General features: G+C 60.8%; 27 protein-coding genes. 13 read left to right on the top strand and 14 right to left on the bottom strand.

All coding sequences use genetic code 11. The annotated features are described in order from the left end of the window. The first annotated feature begins 2 nt into the window (after window positions 1–2). The 4 genes from FJ988_RS07360 to FJ988_RS07345 all read left to right on the top strand — a co-directional run bounded on the left by FJ988_RS07360 (window position 3) and on the right by FJ988_RS07345 (window position 4,219). Complete coding sequence (locus tag FJ988_RS07360) at window positions 3–1,559, top strand: sugar ABC transporter ATP-binding protein (protein WP_140816080.1); 1,557 nt, start codon at window positions 3–5, stop codon at window positions 1,557–1,559. Beyond that, window positions 1,556–2,548 carry an ABC transporter permease gene (locus FJ988_RS07355; protein ID WP_140816079.1) on the top strand — a complete coding sequence of 331 codons (993 nt, stop codon included), beginning with the start codon at window positions 1,556–1,558 and terminating at the stop codon, window positions 2,546–2,548. Before FJ988_RS07360 ends, FJ988_RS07355 begins: the two co-directional genes overlap by 4 nt. A 60-nt stretch (window positions 2,549–2,608) precedes the next feature. Then, window positions 2,609–3,559, top strand: coding sequence for a substrate-binding domain-containing protein (locus FJ988_RS07350; protein WP_140816078.1), 951 nt, complete (start codon window positions 2,609–2,611; stop codon window positions 3,557–3,559). A 66-nt stretch (window positions 3,560–3,625) separates the two neighbouring features. Next, the gene (locus tag FJ988_RS07345; protein WP_140816077.1) at window positions 3,626–4,219 is read left to right on the top strand and encodes a DJ-1/PfpI family protein; all 594 of its coding nucleotides are present in this window, start codon (window positions 3,626–3,628) and stop codon (window positions 4,217–4,219) included. Between the two features lie 153 nt (window positions 4,220–4,372). Here FJ988_RS07345 and FJ988_RS07340 read toward each other — a convergent pair whose 3' ends face one another. The 4 genes from FJ988_RS07340 to FJ988_RS07325 all read right to left on the bottom strand — a co-directional run bounded on the left by FJ988_RS07340 (window position 4,373) and on the right by FJ988_RS07325 (window position 8,260). Next, window positions 4,373–5,398, bottom strand: coding sequence for a zinc-binding alcohol dehydrogenase family protein (locus tag FJ988_RS07340; protein WP_140816076.1), 1,026 nt, complete (start codon window positions 5,396–5,398; stop codon window positions 4,373–4,375). Window positions 5,399–5,535: 137 nt separating this feature from the next. Beyond that, window positions 5,536–6,414, bottom strand: coding sequence for a sugar ABC transporter substrate-binding protein (locus FJ988_RS07335; protein ID WP_140816075.1), 879 nt, complete (start codon window positions 6,412–6,414; stop codon window positions 5,536–5,538). Window positions 6,415–6,542: 128 nt separating this feature from the next. Then, complete coding sequence (locus FJ988_RS07330) at window positions 6,543–7,331, bottom strand: ATP-binding cassette domain-containing protein (RefSeq protein ID WP_140816074.1); 789 nt, start codon at window positions 7,329–7,331, stop codon at window positions 6,543–6,545. Continuing rightward, a complete protein-coding gene (locus tag FJ988_RS07325) occupies window positions 7,328–8,260 on the bottom strand; it encodes an ABC transporter permease (protein ID WP_348644304.1) in 933 nt (310 codons plus the stop codon). Before FJ988_RS07325 ends, FJ988_RS07330 begins: the two co-directional genes overlap by 4 nt. Before the next feature lie 282 nt (window positions 8,261–8,542). Here FJ988_RS07325 and FJ988_RS07320 point away from each other — a divergent pair, with 282 nt between their 5' ends. Continuing rightward, the gene (locus FJ988_RS07320; protein WP_140816073.1) at window positions 8,543–9,451 is read left to right on the top strand and encodes a GntR family transcriptional regulator; all 909 of its coding nucleotides are present in this window, start codon (window positions 8,543–8,545) and stop codon (window positions 9,449–9,451) included. A gap of 23 nt (window positions 9,452–9,474) precedes the next feature. On the opposite strand, the gene FJ988_RS07315 is transcribed toward FJ988_RS07320, so the two are convergent. The 6 genes from FJ988_RS07315 to FJ988_RS07290 all read right to left on the bottom strand — a co-directional run bounded on the left by FJ988_RS07315 (window position 9,475) and on the right by FJ988_RS07290 (window position 15,938). Then, window positions 9,475–10,209, bottom strand: a complete 735-nt coding sequence (locus FJ988_RS07315) for a ribonuclease activity regulator RraA (RefSeq protein WP_140816072.1) — start codon at window positions 10,207–10,209, stop codon at window positions 9,475–9,477. Between the two features lie 24 nt (window positions 10,210–10,233). After that, complete coding sequence (locus FJ988_RS07310; protein ID WP_140816071.1) at window positions 10,234–11,397, bottom strand: mandelate racemase/muconate lactonizing enzyme family protein; 1,164 nt, start codon at window positions 11,395–11,397, stop codon at window positions 10,234–10,236. Window positions 11,398–11,428: 31 nt separating this feature from the next. Beyond that, window positions 11,429–12,526, bottom strand: a complete 1,098-nt coding sequence (locus FJ988_RS07305) for an ABC transporter ATP-binding protein (protein WP_140816070.1) — start codon at window positions 12,524–12,526, stop codon at window positions 11,429–11,431. Window positions 12,527–12,535: 9 nt separating this feature from the next. Beyond that, window positions 12,536–13,426: a carbohydrate ABC transporter permease gene (locus tag FJ988_RS07300; protein WP_140816069.1), complete on the bottom strand. Its 891-nt coding sequence runs from the start codon at window positions 13,424–13,426 to the stop codon at window positions 12,536–12,538. After that, window positions 13,423–14,379, bottom strand: a complete 957-nt coding sequence (locus FJ988_RS07295; RefSeq protein WP_140816068.1) for a carbohydrate ABC transporter permease — start codon at window positions 14,377–14,379, stop codon at window positions 13,423–13,425. Before FJ988_RS07295 ends, FJ988_RS07300 begins: the two co-directional genes overlap by 4 nt. A gap of 77 nt (window positions 14,380–14,456) precedes the next feature. After that, the gene (locus FJ988_RS07290; protein WP_140816067.1) at window positions 14,457–15,938 is read right to left on the bottom strand and encodes a sugar ABC transporter substrate-binding protein; all 1,482 of its coding nucleotides are present in this window, start codon (window positions 15,936–15,938) and stop codon (window positions 14,457–14,459) included. A 211-nt stretch (window positions 15,939–16,149) separates the two neighbouring features. Here FJ988_RS07290 and FJ988_RS07285 point away from each other — a divergent pair, with 211 nt between their 5' ends. The 6 genes from FJ988_RS07285 (at window position 16,150) to FJ988_RS30765 (ending at window position 21,608) form a co-directional block, all read left to right on the top strand. Continuing rightward, window positions 16,150–16,860 (top strand): GntR family transcriptional regulator, encoded by a 711-nt coding sequence (locus FJ988_RS07285; protein ID WP_140816066.1) that lies wholly within the window; start codon window positions 16,150–16,152, stop codon window positions 16,858–16,860. A 46-nt stretch (window positions 16,861–16,906) separates the two neighbouring features. Then, the gene (locus FJ988_RS07280; protein ID WP_140816065.1) at window positions 16,907–18,073 is read left to right on the top strand and encodes a mandelate racemase/muconate lactonizing enzyme family protein; all 1,167 of its coding nucleotides are present in this window, start codon (window positions 16,907–16,909) and stop codon (window positions 18,071–18,073) included. A 64-nt stretch (window positions 18,074–18,137) separates the two neighbouring features. Next, complete coding sequence (locus FJ988_RS07275) at window positions 18,138–19,496, top strand: mandelate racemase/muconate lactonizing enzyme family protein (protein WP_140816064.1); 1,359 nt, start codon at window positions 18,138–18,140, stop codon at window positions 19,494–19,496. 103 nt (window positions 19,497–19,599) lie between these two features. Beyond that, window positions 19,600–19,926: an NIPSNAP family protein gene (locus tag FJ988_RS07270; RefSeq protein ID WP_140816063.1), complete on the top strand. Its 327-nt coding sequence runs from the start codon at window positions 19,600–19,602 to the stop codon at window positions 19,924–19,926. Between the two features lie 9 nt (window positions 19,927–19,935). After that, window positions 19,936–21,135: a mandelate racemase/muconate lactonizing enzyme family protein gene (locus FJ988_RS07265; RefSeq protein WP_140816062.1), complete on the top strand. Its 1,200-nt coding sequence runs from the start codon at window positions 19,936–19,938 to the stop codon at window positions 21,133–21,135. A 302-nt stretch (window positions 21,136–21,437) separates the two neighbouring features. Then, the gene (locus tag FJ988_RS30765; RefSeq protein WP_181183449.1) at window positions 21,438–21,608 is read left to right on the top strand and encodes a hypothetical protein; all 171 of its coding nucleotides are present in this window, start codon (window positions 21,438–21,440) and stop codon (window positions 21,606–21,608) included. A 51-nt stretch (window positions 21,609–21,659) separates the two neighbouring features. On the opposite strand, the gene FJ988_RS07260 is transcribed toward FJ988_RS30765, so the two are convergent. Next, window positions 21,660–21,884, bottom strand: a complete 225-nt coding sequence (locus tag FJ988_RS07260; RefSeq protein WP_140816061.1) for a hypothetical protein — start codon at window positions 21,882–21,884, stop codon at window positions 21,660–21,662. Between the two features lie 81 nt (window positions 21,885–21,965). Then, complete coding sequence (locus FJ988_RS07255) at window positions 21,966–22,211, bottom strand: hypothetical protein (protein WP_140816060.1); 246 nt, start codon at window positions 22,209–22,211, stop codon at window positions 21,966–21,968. Between the two features lie 605 nt (window positions 22,212–22,816). Between FJ988_RS07255 and FJ988_RS07250 the strand changes: the two genes are divergently transcribed. Next, window positions 22,817–24,904, top strand: a complete 2,088-nt coding sequence (locus tag FJ988_RS07250; RefSeq protein ID WP_140816059.1) for an ABC transporter ATP-binding protein/permease — start codon at window positions 22,817–22,819, stop codon at window positions 24,902–24,904. A gap of 432 nt (window positions 24,905–25,336) precedes the next feature. Here FJ988_RS07250 and FJ988_RS07245 read toward each other — a convergent pair whose 3' ends face one another. Together FJ988_RS07245 and FJ988_RS31550 are read right to left on the bottom strand one after the other, a co-directional pair. Then, window positions 25,337–25,561: a hypothetical protein gene (locus tag FJ988_RS07245; protein ID WP_140816058.1), complete on the bottom strand. Its 225-nt coding sequence runs from the start codon at window positions 25,559–25,561 to the stop codon at window positions 25,337–25,339. 184 nt (window positions 25,562–25,745) lie between these two features. Then, on the bottom strand, window positions 25,746–26,126 hold the full coding sequence (locus FJ988_RS31550) for a 4-fold beta flower protein (protein WP_140816057.1): 381 nt from the start codon (window positions 26,124–26,126) through the stop codon (window positions 25,746–25,748). Window positions 26,127–26,288: 162 nt separating this feature from the next. Between FJ988_RS31550 and FJ988_RS07235 the strand changes: the two genes are divergently transcribed. After that, on the top strand, window positions 26,289–26,627 hold the full coding sequence (locus FJ988_RS07235; RefSeq protein WP_140816056.1) for a hypothetical protein: 339 nt from the start codon (window positions 26,289–26,291) through the stop codon (window positions 26,625–26,627). Window positions 26,628–26,676: the final 49 nt, after the last annotated feature.

The following is a 26,676-nucleotide window of genomic DNA, read 5'->3' as shown; positions in this document are numbered from 1 at the left end:
CCATGTCCATCGTCGCTCGCATTGACAGAGAACGCGGTGTTGCGCCGGCCACCCCCGTGCTTCGGGCCGAAGGCGTTTCCAAGCGATACGGTACGGTAACCGTATTGTCGGATGTCACGCTCGACATTCTGCCCGGCGAAATCCATGCGATCATAGGCGAGAACGGAGCCGGCAAGTCGACTTTCATGCGGCTGCTTTCCGGCTATATCGAGCCGACTGAAGGCACGTTGGCCATGGCCGGACATCAGGTGCGGTTCGCCAGGCCGGATCAGGCCCAGGCCGCCGGTATTGCCTTGGTTCACCAGGAAATCCTGCTGGCCGATGCGCTGACCGTCACCGACAATCTATTTCTCGGTCGCGAACTCACAAAGGGCGGCATCGTAGATGATGCCCGCATGCGCCTGGTTGCTGCGGCAAAGCTTGCGGAACTGGGTTGCGAGGTGCCGGCCACTTCTCTGATACGCGACATTTCGCTGGCCGATCGCCAAATGGTGCAGATAGCCCGGGCGCTGCTAGACGAACACCGCGTTGTCATCTTCGACGAGCCGACGGCGGTGCTCACAGGTGGCGAGGTCGAGCGGCTGCTCGCCATCATCTTCGAACTCAAGGCACGTGGCATCGCGGTCCTCTACATCAGCCATCGGCTCGACGAGGTGCAGCGGCTGGCGGATAAGGTCACCGTGCTGCGTGACGGCAAGATGGTTGGCACCCATCCGGGCCACACGCTGAGCCAGATCGACATGGCGCGGCTGATGGTGGGGCGAGAGCTCAACGCACTTTACCCTCAAAAGCAGGCGACGCGCACAAGCGAGCCGATGCTGAGCGTCCTCAACGCCGTGGTTCCGGGCTTTGTCCAGGATGTGTCGTTCACCGTGCACAAAGGCGAGATTCTCGGCTTCGCCGGGATGATCGGTGCCGGACGAACGGAACTGTTCGAGGGGATTCTGGGCCTCCGGCCGGGAATGGCAACGATCGAACTCAACGGGGTTCCGATGCGGGTTCACTCCCAGCGCGAAGCGATGGACGCGGGCATCGGTTACCTGACCGAGGACCGCAAGGGCAAAGGCCTGCTTCTGCAGGAACGACTTGGGCCGAACCTCACTTTGTCAGCGCTCGCCAGCTTCCATCCCGGCCTGGTTCTGAAGCGCGCTCGCGAAGCCGATGCCCTGACGCGGGCGGTCTCCAGCTTTGACATCAGGCTGAAGAGCCTTGCCGCCAAGGCCGGTCAGCTATCCGGTGGCAACCAGCAGAAACTGCTGCTTGCCAAGGTGCTTCTGACCGCTCCGAGCGTCGTCATCATCGACGAGCCGACCCGCGGCATCGACATCGCAAACAAGGCGCAGATCTACGGCTTTATCCAGGATCTCGTGAAGCAGGGAAAAGCCTGCATCGTCATCTCTTCGGAGATGCAGGAGCTTGTGGGCATTTGCGACCGCATCATCGTCATGCGGGAAGGCAGGATCAGCGGCGAAGTCTCGGGCGAAACGATGACCGAGAGCAACATCGCGCTGCTCGCGACCAGCGAGCGGGCGCAGCTCGCCGAAGGAGGAACAAAGTGACAGCGCTTACCCAGTCCACGGCGCCGCGCAGCGAACGGCGCTACCAGTTCTCATGGGCCGATGCGGGTCCGTTCCTCGCACTTGGGGCGCTGCTGGTTCTGGGCTTCCTGATCAATCAGGACTTCCTCTCCGCGACGAACCTCAGCAATGTGATCACGCGCAGTGCCTATGTCGCCATCATCGCCGTCGGCGCCACGTTCGTGATCTCGTCGGGTGGCCTGGACCTGTCCGTGGGCTCGATGGTGGCCTTCATTGCCGGCATCACCATCATGTTCATGAATGTGATGGCGCCAACCCTCGGCCTCTGGGCGATTCCGGCCGGCATGGCCATCGCGGTTCTCGCCGGGTTGTTGTGCGGCCTGGCGAACGGCCTGATCGTTACGGTGGGAAAGATCGAGCCGTTCATCGCCACGCTCGGCACCATGGGCATATTCCGGGCGCTGATCACCTATCTGACCAATGGCGGCACGATCCCCATCGACAAGTCGCTGCGCGAAGCATACCGGCCGGTTTACTTCGGAACCCTGGGCGGTGTTCCCATCCCAATTCTGATTTCCGCCGTCGTCGCAGTGCTTGGCGCCTTCGTTCTCTACAAGACCAAATACGGGCGCAAATGCGCCGCCGTCGGCGCCAACGAGGACGTGGCGCGCTACTCGGGCATTTCCGTCATCAAGACGCGCACCATCGCCTATGTCATTCAGGGAGCGTGCGTCGCCATTGCGGCCATCTGCTACGTACCCCGGCTCGGCGCCGCCACGGTCACGACAGGACAGCTTTGGGAATTGCAGGTCATCACCGCCGTCGTCATCGGCGGAACCGCGCTGCGCGGCGGCAAAGGGCGCATCTGGGGCACGATTGCCGGCGCGGTGATCCTCGAACTTATCGCCAATTTGATGGTGCTGTCGGACTTCGTCTCCGAATACCTCGTCGCCGCTGTGCAGGGCGTGATCATCATCATCGCCATGCTCGTGCAGCGCTTCTCGAAATAGCTCGTCTCTGGACCGGGCGGGCGCCTGTGCTTGATTGGTCCTCATCCCTGGGAGGTTGTAATGTTTAATAGAAAATGGGTTGCGGCTGTGGCCGTCGGCGGCTTGATGGTCGCCGGCCAGGCGCTGGCGGCAGACAAAAAGGTGGTCGCCGTGTCGATCCCGGCGGCAGACCACGGCTGGACGGCTGGCGTGGTCTATCACGCCCAGGCCGCCGCCAAGGAGATCAACGCTGCCTTCCCCGATGTCGAGGTGGTGGTGAAGACGTCCCCGTCCGCGGCCGATCAGGTCAGCGCGCTGGAGGACCTTTCGGCGAGCCGCAAGCTCGATGCTCTGGTCATCCTGCCTTACACCTCCGAGGAACTGACACAGCCGGTCAAAGCCATCAAGGACATGGGCACCTTCATCACCGTCGTCGATCGCGGTCTGACTGATGCCTCCGTCCAGGATCTCTACCTCGCCGGCGACAACATCGCGGTTGGCGCCAACACGGCGAAGTTCATGATCGACAAGCTTGGCGGCAAGGGCGACGTTGTCGTGCTGCGCGGCATTCCGACCGTGATCGACGATGAGCGCATCAAGGGCTTCCAGGACACGATCAAGGGCACCGGCATCAAGGTACTGGACATCCAGTACGCCCATTGGAACAGCGATGAGGCTTTCAAGCTGATGCAGGATTACCTCGCCAAGTATCCGCACATCGATGCTGTCTGGGCCAATGACGACGACATGCTTCTTGGTGTGCTCGAGGCGGTCAAGCAGTCGGGCCGCACCGACATCAAGCTGGCGCTCGGTGGCAACGGCATGAAGGACATCGTCAAGAAGGTGATCGACGGCGACGCCATGACGCCGGTCGAGACGCCTTACCCGCCTTCGATGATCAAGACCGCCATCTACATGACGGTGGCGAACCTGATTGGCCAGGCGCCTGTCCGCGGCCACGTCAAGCTCGACGCGCCGCTGATCACACAGGCCAACGCCAAGGAATACTACTTCCCCGATTCTCCGTTCTGAGAACCGCCATCGAAACAACTGGCGAGGCGTGCTCACGCCTCGCCATCTCAATCGAAAGGACAAGTCATGCCAGCCAAGAAAATACTAATGCTGACCGGTGAGTTCACCGAGGAATACGAGATCTTTGTCTATCAGCAGGCGATGGAGGCCGTCGGCCACACCGTCCATGTGGTCTGCCCCGACAAGAATGCCGGCGACGTGATCAAAACCTCGCTACACGACTTCGAGGGCGACCAGACCTACACCGAGAAGCTCGGTCACTACGCCCTGATCAACAAGACGTTCGCCGATGCGGAGAAGCAGCTCGACCAGTACGACGCCGTCTATTGCGCCGGCGGCCGCGGACCGGAATACATCCGCACCGACAAGCGCATCCAGGCGATGGTGCGCCATTTCCACGAGACCAAGAAGCCGATCTTCACGATCTGCCACGGCGTGCAGATTCTGGTAGCCGTGGACGGCGTGGTGCGCGGCAAGAAGGTCGGTGCGCTGGGCGCTTGTGAGCCGGAAGTGACGCTGGCGGGCGGCACCTATATCGACCTGTCGCCGACGGAGGCCTATGTCGACGGCACGATGGTGTCGGCGAAAGGCTGGACGGCCCTTGCCGCATTCATCCGGGAGTGCCTGAAAGTGCTCGGCACGGAAATCCGGCACGGCTAGAAAGGAGGCGGCGAGTACCTGGAGCGAGCCTAATTCTTGCCGCTCACCAATCCAGGTACAGTCCTATCGCATCGAGACGCTCTTCGCCTTCGATCCAAATCGCCGGGCGGAGAGCGTCGCTGACGACTGGAATGGTCGCCTGCATCCCACTCATCAGGCGTGCCTTTGGATTTCGATGACGGCTTTGATTAAGCCGGTCTTCTCGCGTGACCAGTGGGCGATGTCACGTGGACTGCGGGCGAGCGTCGTGCTGTGCGTCACCAACTTCGTGATCGGTATGGCGCCGTCCCTGATCGACGCGACGACTTGATCGAAATCGGCGTTGACGGCGTTGCGGCTGCCGATCAGCGTCATCTCGCGCTTGTGAAATTCGGGATCCGAGAAGGTGATGTCGTCCTTTACGACACTGACCATGACCAGCGCGCCGCCATGCGCGACATGCGCGAAGGCGGCCTGGATGGACGCCCTGTTTCCGGTGGCGTCGAAGACGACGTCGAAGTTCTCGCCGCTCGAGCGGATCCGCAATGCCTCAGCGACTTCTTTCGAAGAGCCGTCGATGACGGCAAGTCCGAGAGAGCGCGCGGCGAAGTCCAGTCTTTCGCGGTCGACGTCAAGGAGCGCGACATCCTGGCCTGCTATCCGGGCAAACAGCGCGGTGCCGAGGCCGATAGGTCCCGCACCGATGACCAGGCTCCGCTTTCCCTTGCCGGCCATGGAGCGGCGCACGGCATGTGCGCCTATGGCAAGGAATTCGACGGCCGCGGCGTCGCGCAAGGACAGTCCATGAATGGGGTAGAGGTTGCTGGCGGGAACCAGAATCTGCTCGCACATGGCCCCGTCGCGGTGGACGCCAAGAACCTCGATAGCCACGCAGCAGTTCGGCTTGCACTCACGGCAGGCTATGCAGCGGCCGCAGGACAAATAGGGGTTGACGATGACCGGCTGGCCGGCTGCAAATTCGACGCCTTCGCCGGCCGCCATGATGACGCCGGAAAACTCGTGGCCCATCACGCGAGGGTATTCCAAGAATGGATGCTTGCCATCGAAGATGTGATAGTCGGTTCCGCAGATGCCGACATGGCTCACGCCGAGCAAGGCCCAGCCGGGTGGCGGCGGACCGGGCAGAGGCAGTTCTTCGAGAACAAGCCTGCCGGGTGCAAGACAAACTGCCGCTTTCATTGGCCACAAACTCCTCTTGCAGTTGCGCGCGCGCGCCCCAGCGACGACGGGTGCGGTGACACCGATCAGGGACGAACTCAATCGGCAGTATTGGGTGAAACGCCCGGCGGCAATCGAAGCCGCCGGGCGATGTTCGACTATTCGAAGTCCTTGACGTTCGCGAGCGTCACGAGACCGGCGCCGGTGTCGACGTTTGCTTCGACATGCTCGCCACGCACTGCCTTGAGGGCAGTGTCGATGCCGAGTTCGCCCATCTTGGCGGGGAATTGGGCGACGCTGGCGTCTTCAGCTCCCGACTTGATTGCTTCGATCTCACCACAGCAGGCATCGAAGCCGACGAGGATGAATTTGTCGTTGGCAATCCCGGCATTGGCAATCGCTTTCGCCGCGCCCGGGATGGGCGGTCCGCAAGCGGCGTAGATCGCTTTCAGGTCGGGGTTGGCTGTGAGGATGTCCTCGGCGACCGAAGTTCCCAGTTCAAGGGTGCAGTTGGTCGCTCCCTTGCCGACCACCTCCACCTTGAGGTCGCCCAGGCCCTGCATCATGCCGGTTACGCGGTCGTCGAGTGCGGGAACCCCCGGCACGCCCTGCAGGATGCCGATCTTGTCGCCGGGCTTGAGAACGGTTTTAAGATATTCGCCCGCGATCTTTCCGCCATTGAGGTTGTTGGTGGAAACAAGCGCGCTCGAGCCCTTCCAGTTCGGTATGCTGTTATCGACCAGCACCACCTTGATGCCTGCAGCCACAGCCTTGTCGAGCGCTGGCGCCACGGTCGGATCGACAGGCGTGATGGCGAGGCCCTTGACGCCTTGCGTGACCATCGATTCGATCAGGGCGATCTGCCCTTCGATATCCGTCGCCGATTGTCCCTGTCCGGTCACCAGCTCGACCTCGGGATGGGCGGCTGCATATTTCTTGGCCGCTTCCTCCATCGTCGAATAGAACGGAACGGGGAATTTTGTGATCAGGCCGATCTTGATCTTATCGGCTGCGTGGGAAGGTGCGGCGAAAGCCATTGCGATCGCCAGTCCTGCGAAAAGTCTTGCCTGCCAGTGCATGTCTATTTCCTCCCTTTTCTTGGGCTCCTTCCAGAGGAAGGTGACCCTGCTTTGCCGACTGACGCGCAGCCGCCAAATCCGTGTCGTCATGCTCCGACGATCATGGCGACGAGTTGCTGCTTGTTGTGCGCAGTGGGGATGAGTTCGCCAACCTTGCGGCCCTGCCGCAGCACGACGGCACGATTCGCGAGCTCAATGACATGTTCCATATTGTGCGTAATCAGGATGACTGCGTTGCCCTGATCCCGGAGCCTCGCCACCAGATCCAGAACCTGCCGGGATTCCCGCAGACCCAGCGCTGCGGTGGGCTCGTCGAGGATGACCACCTTGCGCGCGAAAACCGTTGATCGCGCAACGGCGATGGCCTGCCTCTGTCCGCCCGACATCATCGCCACGACGGCGTCGTTTCGAGGCAGTGTCACCTTGAGGCCGGCAAGCAGGGATGCCGCCTCGCAATCCATTTGTCGTTGCCTGAGGAAGCGCAGTCCACGCGGAAGCCACTTCGGTCCTGCTATCTCGCGACCGGCAAAGAAATTCTGTGCCGGCGTCAGATTGTCGAAAAGGGCAAGGTCCTGATAGACCGTCTCGATGCCGGCCGAACGCGCTTCCGCCGGCGATCGGATTGCGGTGGTCTGCCCGTCGATCACGATTGTTCCGGAGTCCAGGCGATGCACGCCGCTGATGCATTTGATGAGCGTGGACTTTCCGGCGCCGTTGTCGCCAAGAAGGCACAGGATTTCTCCGCGCCGCACCGCGATGTCGATCTCGCTGAGCGCCAGGACGGGGCCGAACCGCTTGGTCGCGCCGGTGATGGTAAGCACCGGTCGATCGGCTTCGCCGGCGTCGCCATGGGAAGCGGAGATGCTCGCGCTCATGGCTCTTTCCCCGCCTGAAGCACCCGCACGCGCCCCTCTAGGTGATTGCGAAGGACGTCGCCTTCGACCGCGATCACGATCACGACGCCAATAACGATGAGTTGGAAGAAGATGTTGACGTTGAGCAGGTTGAGCGCGTTGCGGATGACGCCGATCATCAGAGCGCCGATCAGCGCGTTGCCCAGATGTCCGCGGCCGCCGAGAAAGCTCGCGCCGCCGATGATGACCGCTGCGATCGTGTCAAGCTCGAGCAGATTGCCGAATAGCGGCGAGCCGGCGTCGGTCCTGCCGGCCAGAATTACCGCGCCGATGCCGGCGCAGGTGCCTGACACGACATAGGTAGAAACCAGCACCCACGACACCGGTATGCCCATGCGCAGAGCGGCATCGGGCCGGCCGCCCACGGCGTAGATCCAGCGGCCCCAGACCATCGTCCTCGTAACCACGAAGAAGACTGCCGCTACCGCGAGCACGACGAACACCGAGCCCGGCAACCCGCCAAGCGCATCCGTGCCGAGCGCGCTGATCGCCGGCGGCATGCCTGGAATGGCGCGGCCGTCGGCAAGCTGCAGCGCCAGTCCCTTGGCGATGCTCAAGGTAGCAAGCGTGATGATGAAAGGGTGCGGCAACCGGCCGAAGACGTAAAAGCCGCCATTGATCGCCCCAACGGCGGCGCCGGATGCAATCATCACCGCGATCACCAGAGGCGCCGGTGCTCCCGCATGAAATGACAAGGCCCCCAGAACCGACGCCAGCGCCAGGTTCGAACCGACGGAGAGGTCGATGCCGCGCGTCAGTATCACCAGCTGTTGCCCCATGGCGACGACGGAGATCACGGCCGTCTGCGCGAGTATGTTGCTAACGTTACGCGGAGTAAGAAAGTAGGAAGACGTCAGGCTTAAAACAATTATGAGCAGAAAAAGGATCAGGGATGGACCAAAATTCAATACTTTTAAGAATAATGATAACGTATTCGCTCGCGCAGAGGGGAAGGATTGCGCAATATTAATCCCGGTTCTTCTTGTGGTTTCCATCGCTTCAGGCAAATAATTCCCCGATCTGGGAGTGATGTACTCGCCAGTCTATATGTTCGTTACTGTATTTTTCTCTTCCTCTTATCGATAAAAATCAATATTCTTCGCCTCTGCGTCAAGTTGTTTTTTATGGATAAAAATTCACTAGAAAGGACAAGCCTGGGGAGGATTGGCCTTATGAAAACCGACACAGTCTTCAAAAAAGCCTTCAATCGCACGCTCGATCTCATGGTCCGAGGCGATATCAAAGATGCGCTACCCTCGGAGAACGAGGTCAGGCGAAGACTGGGAGTGAGCCGCACCACGATACGCAAGGTGCTGGCGGAGCTTGTTCACCGCGGCGTCATCACTACCGACAGGCGTCGCGTCGGGGACCGGCAAATCAACCCGGTCGACTACTTTCCCGACATAGAGACGCTGCCGCGCAATCTGCATGTCGAGCAGCAGTTCATGGAATGGATGCTGCGCGGCGACACCAAACCGGGAACATTGATCAACGAGCTCGATCTGGCGCGTCAGTTCGGCGTTGCTACAAACGGAATTCGTGAGTTCCTGATCCGCTTCAGCCGGTTCGGCCTGCTTGAGAAGCGGCCGAACTCCGGTTGGATCTTCGAGGGGTTCACGGAGGATTTCGCGCTTGAGCTTTTCGAGATACGGGTGATGTTCGAGTTGCGATCGGCGCGGCTGTTCGCCAAGCAGCCGGACCAATCACCGCTTTGGCCTAAGCTGGAGGCGCTGAAACGTGCGCATCTCGATCTGCTTGAGGAGATAGAGCACCGATTCCACGATTTTTCCAGCCTCGACAACCGGTTTCACCGGCTGATCAACGAAGCTTCCCCAAATCGCTTCATCAACGACTTCTACGATATCATCACCTTCATTTTCCATTACCACTACCAATGGAACAAACGTGACGAAAAGCAGCGCAACCACGCAGCGCTGATCGAACATCTGGCCTATATCGACGCGCTGTTAAGTCATGACCCCGTCGGCGTGGAACTGGCCGCGAATGCTCATCTGTCATCGGCGAAGGAAACGCTTATGCGCTCGCTTGTGAGGATGGGACGAACGGATGGTTGCGCATAACTGTGTGCGCTGCCCTGCACCCGCTAAGGCCTTGTCTTGCGCCACTCCTCGTACTCTCCACGGGCGTCATCGTGCAGAGGATAGTAGCGTTGTAGCGGTGCGCCCTGCATGAGCTTCTCTCGTGAGAACTCTTCCCAGTCGTGATGCTTCTGCGCCTCGTCAATTACCATACGGGCCATCGACACGGGGACCACCACGGCCCCATCATCGTCGGCGACGATGATGTCGCCGGGGATGACGGTGACCCCGCCGCAGGCGATCGGAACGTTGACGGCATTGGGATAGATGCTGGTCTGCACATGATAGTTGGGCGTCCAGCCACGCAGCCATAGAGGCAGATCGAGCTTCTCGACATTGGGCCGGTCGCGCATGCATCCGTCGATGACGATGCCGGCGCCGCCTCTGCCCTTGAAATAGGTCGACATCATATCGCCGAAGACGCCCGATCTCATGTCGCCGCGCGCGTCCACCACGACCACGTCGCCCTCCTGCGCGTGGTAGAGCACGTGGCGATGCAGTTGCGTTTCCGGATCGGCATACTCGCCTTCGTTGAAGAGGTCCGGCCGTTGCGGCAGGAACTGCAGCGTCAACGCCGGTCCGACGATCGACTTGCCATGGTTCTGCGCCACCGGACCGACCATATGCGGACTGCGAAAGCCCATATGACCGAGCGTGCCGGCAACCGTCGCGGCGCCGATCTCCTTCAGCGCGTCGATCAGGTCCCTGGGCGGCCGCGGAATGTCGGGGGTATGCGTCATTGTCGGACTCCGAATGAGATGGAACTACCAGTTGGTGACGGAACCGTCGCGGCGCTTGAGATGCGGCGCTTCCCAGAAGCGAAAACTCTGCGCCTGGATCGCCGCCTCGTTGACCTCGACGCCGAGCCCCGGCAGATCGCCGACCGGGTAATCGGTGCCGTCAAGCCTTGGCTGGACAGGGAAGAAGTCTGAATTGTCGAAGCCCAGCTTCCTTTCTGGCGCTCTGGTCTCGAGCCAGGCAAAGTTGGGCACTGCCGCGCCGAGATGGATGGTCGCGGCCGTGCACACCGGACCCAGCGGATTGTGCGGCATCAGGTCGACATAATGCGCCTCGCTCCAGCCGGAGACCTTCATCGCCTCGGTGAGCCCGCCGACATTGCAGACGTCGAGCCGGTTGAACTGATGGATGCCACGCTCGACGTAGGGCAGGAACTGCCACTTGCTGGCAAATTCCTCGCCGATGGCGAAGGGAATGTCGGTCATCCTACGCAGGCTCTCATAAGCCTCCGGTGTCTCGTCGCGGATCGGCTCCTCGAGGAAATCGAGCACGCCGCGACCGAGCTTGTTGCAGAAGCTCGCCGCCTCGGCCACCGATAGCCGATGATGATAGTCGATGCCGAGCACAACTTCGCAGCCTAGCGCCTCGCGCGCCTTGTTCAGCATGGTCGCCGTAGGGCCGATCGACTGGCGCGGCTCAAAAATGTCCTTGCTGCTTTGCCCGGCGGGAAAGAAGCGGATCGCCTGCCACCCTTGTGCGCAGAGTTCCTTGGCCCGTTCAATGGCGGCATCGCCCTCGGCCTCGTCTCCGGTCGAGGCGAAGGTGGGAATGCGGTCGCGCTGCTTGCCGCCGAGCAGCTCGTAGACCGGCACGCCCAACGCCTTGCCTTTGATGTCGTGAAGGGCGATGTCGATGGCGGAGATCGCCGCCTGCAGCACCCGACCGCCCTCGAAATACTGGCTGCGATAAAGCTCCTGCCAGATCCGGCCGATCTGCATGGCGTCGCGGCCGATGAGAAACTCGCGATAGTGCTCGACCGCTCCGGCCACCGCCTTCTCGCGGCCGCTCAAGCCGCTTTCGCCCCAGCCGAAAATCCCCTGGTCGGTCTCGACTTTGACGAGCATCTGGTTACGAGTCCCGACCCAAACCGGATACGGCTCGATCGCGATGATCTTAAGCTTCGCAGTCATTCAAGCCGCCCACGCTTCCCATGCATTTGTTTCATTCAGCCTTGAGGGCCATTTCGGTTTCGCTGTCGAACAGATGCACGCGCTCCTGGTCGAATTCGAGCCAGATCTGTTCATCGGGTTTGACGGCGACGTCGGGGGACACGCTGATGTTGACGATGGCGCCCGAAAGAAACGCCTGCACGAAGGTGACATCTCCGGTCGGTTCCACCGTGTAGGCCTTGGCCGGGACGCTGCCTGGCACCGCGCTCTTGTGGAGCTTGATCGTCGAATGCCGGGCGCCGAGCACGATCTTCCTGGTGCTCGCGCTCTCGACCTTGCGCATGTTGCGTGGCGACAGCGCAAGGCTCCAGCCCTCGGCGCTGGTCAAGACGGTGTTGCCGTTTGCCGTCGATGCCTCGAGCGGAATAAGGCTCATGGCCGGGCTGCCGACGAAGCTGGCGACGAACATGTTCACCGGATGGGCGAAGACCTGTGCCGGCGTATCGTATTGCTGCAGGTAGCCGCCGTTCATCACCGCCATCTTGTCAGCCATGGTCACGGCTTCGAGCTGGTCATGCGTGACATAGATGATCGTCGCCTTGAGATCCTGATGAAAGCGCTTGATCTCCGAGCGCATCTGCACGCGCAGTTTGGCGTCAAGGTTAGAAAGCGGCTCGTCCATCAGGAACACTGCAGGGTCGCGCACAAGGGCGCGGCCGAGGGCGACGCGCTGCTGCTGCCCGCCTGAGAGTTCGCGCGGCTTGCGCTCGAGCAAATGGGTCATGTCGAGCACGCGGGCCGCGTCCTTGACCTTCCTGTCGATCTCGTCCTTGCGCAGCTTGCGCATCTGCAGCGGGAAGGCGAGGTTCATATAGACCGACTTCTGCGGATAGAGCGCGTAGTTCTGGAACACCATTGCAATATCGCGGTCCTTGGGGTCGAGGTCGTTCACCACCTGGTCGCCGATGAAGATGTCGCCCGATGTGACCGAGGTCAGGCCCGCGACGAGATTGAGCGTAGTCGTCTTGCCGCAGCCGGAGGGGCCGACCAGCGCGACGAACTCGCCGTCATTCACAGTCAGCGAAACCTCGTTGACGGCTTTGAAGCTGCCATAGGTCTTGACGAGATCTTTGAGGACCACATGGGCCATGGGCAGCTCCTAGTGCTTGACCGCGCCCTCGGTCAGGGCGCGCACGAAGTATCGTTGCAGGAGGAGGAACAGCACCACGACGGGCACGCTCATCATGAAGCTGGCGGCCATCAGGCCGGGAAAGTCGGTCGTATTCTCGGAGAAGAAGCGCTGGATGCCGACGGGCAGCGTCAGCTGTTCGTTCTTGGAGAGGAAGGTGTAGGCGTAGATGTACTCGTTCCACGCGCCGATGAAGGAATAGATCGCCGTGGCGATGATGCCCGGCGTAGAGAGCGGCATCACGATCAGGACGAAGGCCTGGAACCGCGTCGCGCCATCGATGCGCGCCGCCTGCTCGAGCTGCACCGGAATGTTGTCGTAGAATCCCTTGAGGAGCCAGATCGCTAGCGGCAGGCCGAAAGTGAGATAGGTCAGCACAAGCGATCCATGCGTGTTCACCAGTCCAATCGCGCGCATCAGGATGAAGAGCGGCACCAGGAAGATCACCGCCGGAAACATGTTGCGCAGCAGCACCGCGAAGAACAGGAAGTTCCGCCCAGGGAACCTGAAGCGCGAAAACGCGTAGGCGGCGGGTACCGCCACGATCACCGAAAGGACGGTCGTGGCGGTGGAGACGATAAGGCTGTTCCAGAAGAAGCGTAGAAAGTCCTGGCCGACGCTGTTCTGCGGATCGAGCAGCTTCTGGTAGGCAGCCAGAGTCGGTTGGTCGGGCCACAATTGCGGCGGGAACTGCATCGCCGCGAAGCCGGACTTGATCGAGGTGCTCAGCATCCAGACCATCGGTAGCGCGGTGTAGAGCAGCATGAAGACGAGGAAGATGCGCCCGCCCCACCGCCATCCGTCGATGCGCCGGCCGCGACGGGGCTGGCCGCGAGGGGCTGTCTCGGCAGCGATGCTCATGCGTTCCCTTCCTTCCGCTCGTTGCCGCTCAGCGCGCGGACATAGAAATAGCCGAGCGTCATCAGGATCAGGAAAAGCAGCACGGAATAGGCCGACGCCACGCCCCAACGCTGTCGGCCGAAGGCCAGCTCATAGATGTGGGTGATCCAGATATGCGACGCGTTGGACGGGCCGCCGCCGGTCATTATCCAGGGGATGATGAAGGAATTGAAGTTGGCGACCGCCAAGAGCAGGATCGTCACCGTCGAGACATTCCTCAAATGCGGGAAGGTGACATGCCAGAAGCGCTGCCATGCATTCGCCCCGTCGACTTTGGCGGCACGCAACAACTGTTCGGGAACAGTCTGCAGGCCGGCCATCATCATGATCATGGCGAACGGAAACTCGCGCCAGATGTTGACGACGATCAGCGAGGGCAGCACCGTTGAGACGTTGTCGATGAAATTGGGCGGCCGGCTGGTCAAGCCGAGCTCGACCAGCACCGCGCCGATGATGCCGAAATCCGAATGGTAGATCCATTTCCAGATGTAGGAGGCCGCGACCGCGCTGATGACCCAGGGAATGATCAGGATCGCCCGCAGGATACCCCGGCCGATGAAGTCGCGGTGGAGCGCCAGCGCGGCGGCAAAGCCCAGGACAAACGAGATCAAGGTGGATCCTATCGTCCAGATCAAGGTGTTGAACGTGACCTGCCAGAAGACGTCGCTGGTCAGGATCGCCGTGTAGTTGTTGAAGCCGACGAAGATCTTGTCGCGCAGCTGCAGGCCGGGCGGCGTGTTGAAGAAGGACAGCTCGATCGTGTAGTAGATCGGATAAGCGATGACGATGAGCATCACGGCTATCGCGGGGAGCACATAGGCGTAGTCGGCGCGATGCTCCCAAATCTTGCGCGGCACACTGGAGCCAGCGGGTTGCGCTCTTCGGCGAGCCTCGTTGCCGGTCACGATCGTCACTTTGGTGTGCCCTTGTTTCGGGAAGAACCGGCTGCGCGATCTAGGCGCAGCCGGTCGGATCGCAGCTCAAGCCTGCACTAAAGACCGCCGCCCATCAGATCTTTCACCTTCTTGGCAGCGTCGTCCGCCGCCTGGTCAACGGTCATCGCTCCGGTAAGGGCGTTCTGCATCATGTCCGGGACGATGATATTCATGATCTCGGGCGACTGCGGCAGCGCCGGGAAGGGGATGCCATATGGCAGCATCGAGGTCGTGACATCGAGGAACTTGATGCTGTCCAGGCGTTCCTTCATCCATTTGGTCTTGAAGCCGTTGAGATTGCCCGGGTTCGAGCCGGCATAGGCCATCTTCAGCGACCATTCTGGGCTCGTCCACATGCAGATGATGGCCTTTGCCGCCGGCTCGTCCACCTTGCCGCCCTCGACATATTCAGGCTTCAGGATGTGAATGTTCGAGCCGCCGAACACGACGGCGCGCTTGCCGTCGGGGCCGGTCGGGATCAGGCCGTAGCGCATGTTGTCGATGACGGTCTGCGCCTTGTCCTTGTCGGTTCCCGTCGCCTTCTTCTGCAGGTCGAGCATGACGTTGTAGTCGGACGGATGCGAGATCATCATGCCGAGCTGGCCGGCAAGGAACAGAGGCTGGTTGTCGGCCTGCTGGTTGGTGAGCGCCGAAACCGGCACCGACTTGTCGCGAACATACATGTCGTATGAGGCCTGCAGCGCCGCCTTGCTCTGCGCGCTGTTGAGCTCGATATCCTTGTAGGTGGGGTTCGCTGCCGCTTCGTCGAAGACACCGCCGCCATAGGCCCACAGCTGCGGCATGAAGCGGTAGGGCGTGTTGCCGGCATTCTTGCGCGCCACCAGGCCGTAACCGGCAATGCCAAGCTTATCGTGGATCTGCTTGGAATATTTGACGACGTCGTCCCAGGTTGCCGGCGGCTTGTTCGGATCGAGCCCCGCCCGCTTGAAGACGTCGGCGTTCCAGATGAACGCCATCGTCTCGTTGTTGGTCGGAATGCCATAGGTCACGCCGTCCCAGGTCACGGCCTTCATGGCGCCCGGCCAGAAATCCTCGGTCGAATAGCCGACATCTTCTGGCTTGAGCGGCTGCAGATAGCCTTTCGAAGCGAACTCGGTGCCGCCGAGAATTTGCAGGCGGACCGCCATCGGCGCCGCATTGCCGAGCAGCGCGGTGCGGAACTTGTCGAGCAGGTCGTTGTAGGTGAGGGCCTGTTCCTCGAGCTGGATGTTTGGATAGGTCTTGCGGAAGGTCTCGAAGAAATCCTTGTAGTATTGGCGCAGGAGATCGGGATCGCCCTCGAACACCCCCTGATACCAAAATGTCAGTCGCCCCTTGTAGTCGAGCGGGGTGACCTTGCCGCAATCGGCCGCCGTGTCGAAATCCTGCGTGCCGGCAATCGAGCGCACATATTCAGGCGACCACTTGCTCAGGTCGACCGGCGGCGCGGCAAGCGCCGGCGCCGACATCAAAGATGCCATTAAAGCAGTGGAGACAGTGCCGCGCAGAACGGCACCGCCGAGCGTACTCCTCGTCATAGGTCTCCTCCTTGTTTCTCTCCCGTGCCGCTCTGCGATTAGGTAAGCGGTCCTTGCTCTTTCCATCCGCGGGACATGTTTCTGTGTATCCCTTCGAGCATTTTATACGTTTTCAGATCACAGATTGTCTGTCAACGCACGAAATCGTACATTGTTTTGTCAAAGATGAGCGTGATATAGGGCAGTGTGTGTATTGACTTGGGGGACTGCCTTGGCCGAAACGAAGAATTTCAAAGCGGAGCCGCCCGAGGGGATCGACGCCCTCGGAGCCTCGAGCGAGGGCGCCTCGCTTTATGAGCAGATCAGGGAAGACATTATCGAAGGACGGCTGGCGGCCAACGAACGGCTTGTGGTCGCCGATCTCGCCCGGCGTCACGGCACCTCGACCAATCCCGTGCGCGAGGCCCTGCAACTCCTGCGCGGAGAAGGCTTCGTCACCTTTCTCCCCAATCGCGGGGCGCGCGTGCGGCCCATTGATCAGGATTTCGTCCGCGACATCTACGAGATCGGCGTTTTGATCGAGCCCGCCCTGACGCGCTGGTTTGTCGGCATGGCGACCGACGAGGACATCGCCGAGCTCGAACGTCTCCAGGGCCTGATCGAAGAGAACAATTTCTCCGACACGTTCAGGCACAGCGAGCTGGATACGGCCTTCCACACCGTGATGTACCAGCGGCACTACAATCGCCATGCCGCCGAGCTTTGGTGGAAGCATCGCGAGGTGCTGCGAGCGGTCAGCCGGCGTTTCAATTTCACGCTGGCCCGGCGCGCCGCGATCATCCGCGAGCACCGCGAGCTCATCGCGCATGTCAAGGCGGGAAACGCCGACGCGGCGGCCGAACTCATTTCGCGCCATGTCGAGGGGTCCGGCCGGCATGTCCTCGAACACATGCGCGCGCGCAACGCCGCCCGGGCCGGATAGCCAATCCGGACAATCAGCCTGGCCATTTCAGAAAAGGGTAGTTGAGATGAAAATCACGAGTATTCGGCCGTGGCTGATCAAGTCCGATGCATCTTATTGGGGAGAGTACCTGTTCGTCGAAGTGACGACCGACGAGGGGGTCAGCGGCTGGGGCGAGATCACCACCACGACAAAGCTCGCCAATCGCGCGCTCTGCACCATCCTGCGGCAGATCGGTGTCGCCGTGGCAGGCGAGGATCCGGCGCGCATCGAGCATCTCTGGCACAAGATTTTCCGCAGGTTCACCTATATGGGCAGCCGCGGCGCGGCCGTCGAATGCGTAAGCGCCATCGACATCGCGCTTTGGGATATCCGCGGCAAAGTCCTGGGCAAGCCGATCTATGAGCTGCTGGGCGGGCCGGTGCGCGATGAGATCGCGCTTTACACCCACCCCAACCAGACCAAATTCACCAGCAAGGAAGCGGTGGTCCGCGAAATTCGCGACATCGTGGAATCCGGCCACACCGGGCTTAAATTCGACCCGTTTCCCCACCAGGGCCCTATCGTCGACGGCGTGGCCCGCGAGAGGCGGGACGGCTATCTCGACGGCGGCATGACCCGCAAGGATGAGCGCGAAGCCGCCGAATTGACGGCTTTGATCCGCGAAACGGCGGGTCCCGATGTCGACATCCTCATCGACGCGCATGGCCGCTTCGACGTCCCTACCGCTATCCGCCTCTGCCGCAGCCTCGAGGAGGCCGGCCAGATCGACTGGTTCGAGGAGCCCTGTCCGCCCGAGAGCCTCAATGCGCTCAAACAGGTGCGCGACAAGGTCAGCGCCGCCATCTCCTGGGGCGAGCGCGGTCACACGAAATGGGATTTCGTGCCTGTTCTCGAGAACAAGCTCGCCGACTACATCATGCCGGACGTCACCTGGACGGGCGGCATCACCGAGCTCAAGAAGATCTCCGCCCTGTGCGAAGCCTACTACGTCCCGGTCTCGCCGCATGACGCCGCGGGCCCGATCAACGTGGTTGCGGGAGCGCAGGTGATGATGACGGTTCCCAACTTCTACAAGCTCGAAACCTCGGAGTGGGACCTCTCCAAATACGATCACCTCATCGACAAATCGCTCGACGTTTCCAACGGCAATCTCAAGCTGACGTCGAAGCCCGGCCTCGGCGTCGAGATGAACCGCGACTATCTGCAGGCGCACGAGATCGAGCTGGCCTAGCACTGTCTGTGCTGTCGCCGTTGTGCCGGACGACCAGTTCCGCCGATCAGAACGAGGACAAGTCATGCCAAAAACGGATGGAGCCGACGAGGCTCTCAATCGGGTCAACACCAGTTCCAGGCCGTCCGACCTTCGCATCACCGACATGCGGGTGGCCGAAATCGTCGGCGCACCATTCACTTCGGCGCTGCTCAAGATCTACACCAACCAGGGCATCGTCGGCCTCGGCGAGGTGCGCGACGGCGCCAGCGCCACTTTTGCGCTGATGTTGAAGAGCCGGCTGCTCGGCGAGAATCCTTGCGACATCGACCGCCTGTTCCGTCGCATCAAGCAGTTCGGCGGGCATGGGCGGCAGGGCGGCGGCGTGTCGGCGGTCGAGATCGCGCTCTGGGACCTCGCCGGCAAGGCCTATGGCGTGCCGATCTATCAGATGCTCGGCGGCAAGTTTCGCAATCGCGTGCGCGTCTATTGCGATACCGACGCGGAGAAGCCGAGCGGCACCGAAACCGGCAAGCGCCTCAAGGCGCGCATGGAACGCGGCTTCACCTTCCTCAAGATGGATTTGGGCCTGATGCAGATAGCCCACATTCCGGGCGCCGTGACAGCGCCCGCCGGCGCGCTCGATGGGTTTCACGGCAATCCGCGCGGGCGCGGCGGCACGCTGGAGGAGCGCAAGGCCCGCAATCTCGCCTACGATGCGCAGAACGTGCAACACCCGTTCACTGGCCTGCATTTCACGGAGAAGGGGATCGACCTGCTCGAGCAATATATCCACGAGGTCCGCGAGGTCATCGGCTACGAGATCCCATTAGCCATCGACCATGTCGGCCATATCTCGCTGCAGGACGGCATTCGCTTGTCGCGCCGTATCGAGAAATACGTCCCTGCCTGGCTCGAGGATGTGATCCCCTGGCAATACACCGAGCAGTACCGGCAACTGCAGGAGGCCACGACGGTGCCGATCTGCACCGGCGAGGACATCTACCTCAAGGAGGGCTTCGAGCCTCTTCTGAGGAGCGGCGGCCTCTCTATTGTCCACCCGGACCTTCTCACCAGCGGCGGCATCCTCGAGACCAAGAAGATCGGCGACATGGCGCAGGATCACGGTGTCGCCATGGCAATCCACATGGCGGAAAGCCCGATTGCCGCGATGGCCGCGGCGCATGTCGCGACCGCGAGCGAGAACTTCATGGCGCTCGAATACCATTCCGCCGATGTCGTCTGGTGGGACGACATCGTCACCGGACTTCCCAAGCCGCTTGTGAAGGACGGCTTCATCACCGTTACGGACAAACCGGGGCTGGGCATAGATGATGTGGTCGACGAGGTGATCAGCCAGCATCTGCAGCCCGGTGTCGCCGAAATATGGCAGTCCACCGAGCATTGGGACAATGAATATAGCTGGGACCGGACTTGGAGTTAGCCCAGACCCCCTGCCATCATTCCCCCAGGCTCATAGGGCCAACGACCGACCATTCATGTCGACCTTCCCTAAGGGAGAGTCGAAGAGAGAAACGGACCAAACCATGATCTACGAACTGCGTATCTATGACTGCCTGCCCGGCAGGCTGCCGGCTTTGCTCAAGCGCTTTTCCGAACAAACGCTGGCCATCTGGGAGAGGCATGGCATCCGCCAGGCCGGGTTTTTCACCACGGTGATCGGCGAAAACAACAATCGTCTCACCTATTTTCTCGCCTGGGAATCGCTGGCCGAGCGGGAGACGAAATGGACGGCTTTTGTCACCGATCCGGCATGGCACAAGGCAGTCGACGAGTCTCAGCGCGACGGGCAGATCATTGCCAATATCAGCAGTCAGCTGCTCACGCCGACAGCTTTCTCGTCTGTGAAATAGGACTGCGCCATGAAGATCACCGACCTGCGCTGCGCCGTCATCGGCAAGCATCCGATCGTCCGTATCGTCACCGATGAGGGGCTCCATGGCCTTGGCGAGGTCGAGTACACCAAGACCTACCTGAAACCGTTTGTGCTTCACTTCCGCGAGGCGCTGATCGGCGAGGACCCGACCGACGTCGAGCGGGTGATGCTGAAGATCCGCCAGCGCGGTTCGTTCAAGCCCTATGGCGCGGCGGTGAGCGCCATCGAACATGCGCTGTGGGACATTGCCGGCAAGGCCGCGGGCGTGCCGGTTTACAAACTGCTCGGCGGCAAGGTGCGCGACAAGGTCCGCGTCTATAACGGCTCGATCCGCCGCAAGCGCACGGGCGACCGGCCAGAGGATTACGCCGCCGATGTCAAATGGATGATGGAGCAGCCACAGAATTTCTTCATGGTCAAGCAGGGGATCTCGTTCCACTCCAACATGAAGGACTCTATCGAGGGCTTCCATTACGGCGTGACGCAAAAGAAGGCCGGCTATCACGGCGCCATGGATCAGGGCGTGATCAGCGAGCGCGGTTTCAATCACATGCTCGACTGCGTGGCGGCGATGAAGGAGGTGCTGGGCGACAAGGTCAGCCTGGCGCTCGACTGCGGCCCGGGCTGGATGCTGCCCGACGCGATCAAATTCGCCCGGGCGGTCGAGAAATACAATCTGATGTGGCTGGAGGACATGCTGACGGGCGACTATGTGCCGTGGGTCAATCCTCAGGCCTATCGCGAACTGACCACCTCCACCTCGACGCCGATCCATACCGGCGAGCAGATCTACCTCAGGCACAATTTCAAGGAACTGATCGAGACGCAGGCGGTTCGCGTCATCGGGCCCGATCCGGCCGATATCGGCGGCATCGCCGAGCTTAAATGGGTCGCCGAGCACGCCTACATGCACTCGATCCTGATGGCGCCGCACGGCACCGCAAACGGCCTGCTCGGCCTCGGCGCGCTGATCAATGTCTGCGCCACCTTGCCCGCCAACTATATCGCATTCGAATATCCGAGTGCCTCCGACGCGTGGTGGGAGGATCTGGTCATCGGTCTGCCGAAACAGATCGTCAAAGACAGCATGGTGGACTTGCTGGAAGCGCCGGGGTTGGGCCTCGATATCGACCCGGAAGCGGCCCGGAAATATCTCAGCGAAGAGGATGTGGGCTTCTTCGACTGAGCTCGGCGAGCAGCGAGCCCGGCGGCCTCGACATCCTTCCCAACAATGCCGCCTACCAGCAGTCCGAAATCGATCCACGAAATTACCCAAAATTCGACAGGACGGCCAATCCCAATCTCTATGCGATGTTCTTGATCGCCAAGGCGGCGCTGGGTACATGAGGCCACGAGCGGCCACCATCAATACCGCCTCAAACTCCTTCAAACCTGGCGAGGAGCTTCTGGACTATGCCACGACGAAGGGCGGCACAGCGATCTTCATCAAGGGATGGGCAAAGCAACTGGGCCAAGAAGGGAACGCGCATGAACGCCGTCGCGCCCGACCCGGTGCAGGACGCCGCTCCAGGCCAGGACACGCCGCTCGGCCGGGCCGGCCAGCCTTCGGAGGTTGGCTGGATGTGCTTGCCCTCAAACGATCTCAGCTTCGCCCATGGCAGCGTCTTCGACGCCAATGGCGGGACCGGCGTCATTTAAGTCCAGGTTCGCCGTAAAATTGTACCTTGTGCCTAGTGGGACGTGTCGGCTTCAGCGACCGGCGTTTTTCTTCGCCGCGGTCTTGGACTGGCCAGATTTTCCCTCTGCAGCGCTATCCTTCGAGTGAGATGCCATCGCGGGCGCAGCTCCAGTCTTCTTGACGGCGGTGGTCGCCTTTTTGGGCTGCGCCTTGCTGGAAGCCGCCTTCTTCGCAGGAGCCTTCTTTGGCTCTTCCTTCGCGGAAAAAATGCCGGTGATGCTATCGATGATAGACATGGGTGCCCTCGGGTTAAGAACGCTCATGCATGCGCTGCGGTCGACAAGGTTCCAATGAGTTCCTAGCCGAGCGTTAGCCGGTCAGCGTGAGAGACGTTTCCTGTTGGCGCTGATCTTGTTTCCATATAAGCGAGCAATCCGCTCTGCGGAGGCCCCCATCAACATCATGGCTCCGGCGCGACCCATAGCTTCAATTTTTTCGCTCATCATGCGCTTGGCCTCCAGCTCGGCCCGCTTGCCACCTTGGGCAAGTCGTATCGTTCGAAGCAAAATGACCTGCTGGGCCTCGAGTATGGAAAGGGACAGATCGATCCACGGGTTGAACATAGAATTGCTCCAGATTGGCCCATGGAAACGGGGGCCTTCATTTTGTGTTCCACGAGAGGAGCGGCAATCTGAACTCCAGTGGCGTCCACGGTGTTCTTGTTGATCGACGTTTGCAAGAAGCGTGATGGCGCCGCCGCGCGGTTTGGAAAGGCTTATTGAAGGCGGATCCGCCTCCTGCAGCGTCAGGCTGGTTGGCGCGACCAGCGAGGCAGGTGGGGTTCCTTTCCGGACTCTTGATCATGCATACGGCTTCCGGTCAAAAGCGCGTATGTCTCGAAGAGACAGCGACACCGTAGGCTATCAGGTCGCGCAGGATTACTTCCTCGAGACCGACCCTGACGAGATGGGAAGTTGGAACTCACATCGCAGCACACCCTCGATATCGGCCGCTTCGTCCCAATAGCCGACATCTACACCCGTTACCTGGAAAAGCCATATTATCTATCCCCATGATCGTGCGGCGGTCGAGGCCTTCACCGTGCTGGGGGAGGCGATGGCTAAGAAGCGGGTCGCGGCCAGGTCCTGCGTCGTGCTCTACCAGAGCGGAGGCGAGGTCGTGATCCGACGTCGCTGAAACCTTTTCATTGCTCGCCCGTTGTCGCGCGATGTCCAAAGCCCATGCAAAGCCGACCCCTCCCACAACCGCCAGGACCCGCAATTCCGGGGCGCCGCGGGGAACGCTCACAAGGAGCAGCAAAAAGAAGTCAAACGAGGAAGCGCAGGAGGCGGAAAAGACTGGTGCACTGACCCCTGCATCCCTTGATGAGCCTGAAGTCGAAGCCGGCCCCGAGGCGATTGGCGAGGACGTGCCACCGCCTCCTGCGGAGGTGGAGCCAAGCCCTGAACTGACGGCGGACGAAGCAGAGCAGGCGCGTAATAAGTATCTGTTCAAGCGGTTCTGGATAAGCGCGCGCGGCTATTGGGCATTTCGCGGTGACAGGTTGGCGTGGCCGCTTACGATCGGACTGCTGGTGTTGATCTGCATCAACATCGGCTTCCAGTACGGCATCAATGTCTGGAACCGTTCAATCTTCGATGCCATCGAACAGCGCAATGCACGCACCGTCTACTTTCTCAGCGCGATCTTTGTGCCACTCGTCATCGCGAGCGGCAGCATAGTCGTCGCGCAGGTTTACCTACGCATGACGATTCAACGCCGCTGGCGCTCGTGGCTCACAACGGCACTCATCGCGCGCTGGCTTGCGAATGGCCGATACTATCAGTTGAACCTGGTCAGCGGCGATCATCAAAATCCAGAAGCTCGCATGACCGAAGATCTGCGGATCGCCACGGAGTCACCAGTCGATTTCATGTCCGGTGTCCTCAATGCGTTCCTGTCGGCATCGACCTTCATCGTGGTCTTGTGGACGATCGGCGGTGCGCTGACCCTGACTGCCGGCGGCTCGACCGTGACAATACCCGGATTCTTGGTCATCACGGCGGTGATCTACGCCGCCATCACATCGACCGCGATGGTCGCCATTGGCCGCAACTTCGTTCAACTCTCCGAGCAGAAGAACCAGGCCGAGGCTGACCTCCGCTATACGCTTACTCGCGTCCATGAGAACGGCGAGAGCATTGCATTGCTGGGCGGTGAGGAAGAGGAGCGCAGCGGCATCGACCGCTCGCTTGCAGGAGTGCTCGGACGGTGGGCGCGGCTCACCGGCCAACACATGCGCACGACCTTGGTCTCGCAAGGCTCAAGCCTTTTTGCGCCGGTCGTGCCGGTGCTGTTGTGCGCCCCCAAGTTCCTGGACGGTTCGATGACGCTTGGCCAAGTGATGCAGGCGGCCTCTGCCTTCGCCATCGTGCAAGGGGCGTTTGGCTGGCTTGTCGACAATTACCCGCGCCTTGCCGACTGGAATGCTTCGGCACGTCGCGTCGCTTCCTTGATGATGTCGCTCGATGGGCTTGAGCGAGCCGAGCAGAGCGACGCGCTCGGCCGCATCAACCACAGCAAGACCAAGGGGGACGTCATGCTCAGCCTAAACGACCTATCCGTGTCGCTCGACGACGGAACGGCTGTGGTCCGCGAGACTGAGGTCGCCATAGAGCCAGGAGAGCGCGTGCTCGTCTCGGGCGAATCCGGATCCGGCAAGTCAACGCTGGTGCGTGCGATCGCGGGGCTGTGGCCCTGGGGCACGGGCAACGTCAACTTCCATCCTGACAAACGCCTGTTCATGCTGCCGCAGCGCCCCTACGTTCCCACAGGAACATTGCGCCGCGCCGTTGCCTATCCGGGCGCGGCTGACGAGTGGTCGCCGAAAGAGATCGGAGCGGCTTTGGAAAAGGTTGGCCTTGGCCATCTCAAGGACAGCATCGAGGAAGAAGCTCCTTGGGATCAGACCCTGTCAGGCGGCGAAAGGCAGCGCCTAGCATTCGCGCGCCTATTGCTGCACCGACCAGACATCATTGTCCTTGATGAAGCAACGGCCGCCTTGGACGAGAAGAGCCAGGATGTGATGATGGAAACCGTCATCCGTGAGCTGCCGAAGGTCACCATCATCAGCGTCGCGCATCGCGCCGAGCTGGAGGCTTACCACAGCCGCAAGATTACATTGGAGCGACGAAAAGGTGGCGCCAAGCTCGTCAGCGATATTGACCTGATACCTCGCAAAGGCCGGCGCAACTTACTCCAGCGGGCTCTATGGGGAAATGGCAGGTCAAGCAGCGTTAAGGGGTCTGGAAGCTAGGGTGCACTGGCGCGACGCCCGCCTTCTCTGTCCTCAAGATTGGACGCCAGCGTTCCTCTAGGGAATGGAAGGGCACGCCAAGAACTGCCGACATCCGACTAGCCAAGTTCGACGCGGGATAGAGCCTTGAGGGCTGTAGCGATCGGAGCCTTCGCGACCAGAAGCTGCCAGTGCCTCAATCCGGATTTTCGCCGCTCCTTAGCTTTTAGCCTAAACCAGGCGTGTCGGCTCCCTCGTGTATTTGGTATGACTGAGGCCACGTCCGTATATGGAGCGCCGGCGCATTTCGCTGACGCTTTTGTTCAACCAGGTCGTGGACAAACCAGCATCTCGCGCCCGACAGGGAAGGCGCGAGTTTCAGCGTACGGTGATTCTATCAACAAGCGCAGATGATTACGCAGCTGCAGGCGCTGGCATAGCGGCTGGCGGCGGTTACCGCGGCGATACAGGTGCAGCAGCGGGACCTTGATGAGCGGATGAGGCTGGAGCGACTGTCTGCTCGAATTGGATTTCCCTGATGCGATCACCCGCTTCCAGGTACGCCATGTCGATCAGGTACGTTAGCAATTCCTCGCCTGCTGCCTTTGTTTGCTGTCGGATTTCACGCAGCATCGAGAAGGCAAACTGGAGATTTTCCAATTTCATGCTGTGCAACATCTGAGCCTCCACGCGTCGCTAGGGTCACAGTATTACCCCAATGGCAGCACGCCTGATACTAATGAGTTGGGGCTTCAGACTTCAGTCGCAAGAGACCGTTAGTTACAACCTGGTGAGGTAACAATCATCGGTTGATTGTGCGCTGCACTCTCCACCTCTTTCACGGATGCCTGCCCGGCGGCTGTCAGCTTCCGGGCCCATACGATCGAAGGTACTGGTCAAAGTCCAAAGTTGACCACCCGCCGAGTGGAACCGGGGGCGGCAAAGGCGTAAGTGGTAGCAGAGGTCTGAGAGGCCGCAGCGGCTTCAAGGGTCTCAGCGGCTGCACCGGCTGCAAAGGAGCCAGCCGGCCTTTCGGCGGGTATCCGTTGCCGAACGCAACCGGTAGTCCAGTCCGGTCCATCAATGTCGTATAGTCGACCGGTCCCAGCCAAGCTACATCCGAGGCCTTGAAGACGTTCCCGCCTCGCACGAGCGCAACGAACACCAAATCCTGATCGAAGATGTTCCCGCTGTCGTGCAGCCAGGCGACGAGCCCGCAGTCCCGGCCGAAAAGAGCAATCATCTCGAATTCTATCCCCACGAAAATCCTCGCAGGAAATAGCCTGTCATGCAATCGCCGACGCGAAACGATTGAGTCTCAGCTTTGAAACTCTGGCGCCGAGGGATCGGGTTTAAAGCCAGAGCGTTGACGCCCTATGCTTTACCGCAAATCAAAAGGAATAGCATGAAGGCACATGAGGCGATGATAGCTTGGAGCGGGCTGGACGATGATACGCCAGCACGCGGCCATGTCGCGATAGGTCGCATGTTTGGCGAAGGCCAGATTGATTGGGTCATTGGCTATGCCACTGCCGGCGGTCATCGCATTACTGCGAAGCGCCACATGCGCGGTGCGCACAGCCTTGTTGGTCTGTTCAAGGATTTTCACTATCTGGTCGTCGATGAACGTCTGGACCCTGAGAAGGTCCACAAGGCATTTCTCGCCATTGATGAGTACGCAGATCTGTTCGGCGAAACCGTCAGCCCACCGGACCAAAAAGCTAAAAACGCCCGGCCGACGTGATCGGGAATGCGGCTCGCACCCTGCGCTAGGAAAGGGAAAGCCTCTCGCC

It is taken from the genome of Mesorhizobium sp. CU3 (assembly GCF_006442965.1).
GTDB lineage: Bacteria > Pseudomonadota > Alphaproteobacteria > Rhizobiales > Rhizobiaceae > Mesorhizobium.
This window is presented reverse-complemented; position numbering and strand designations above follow the sequence as displayed.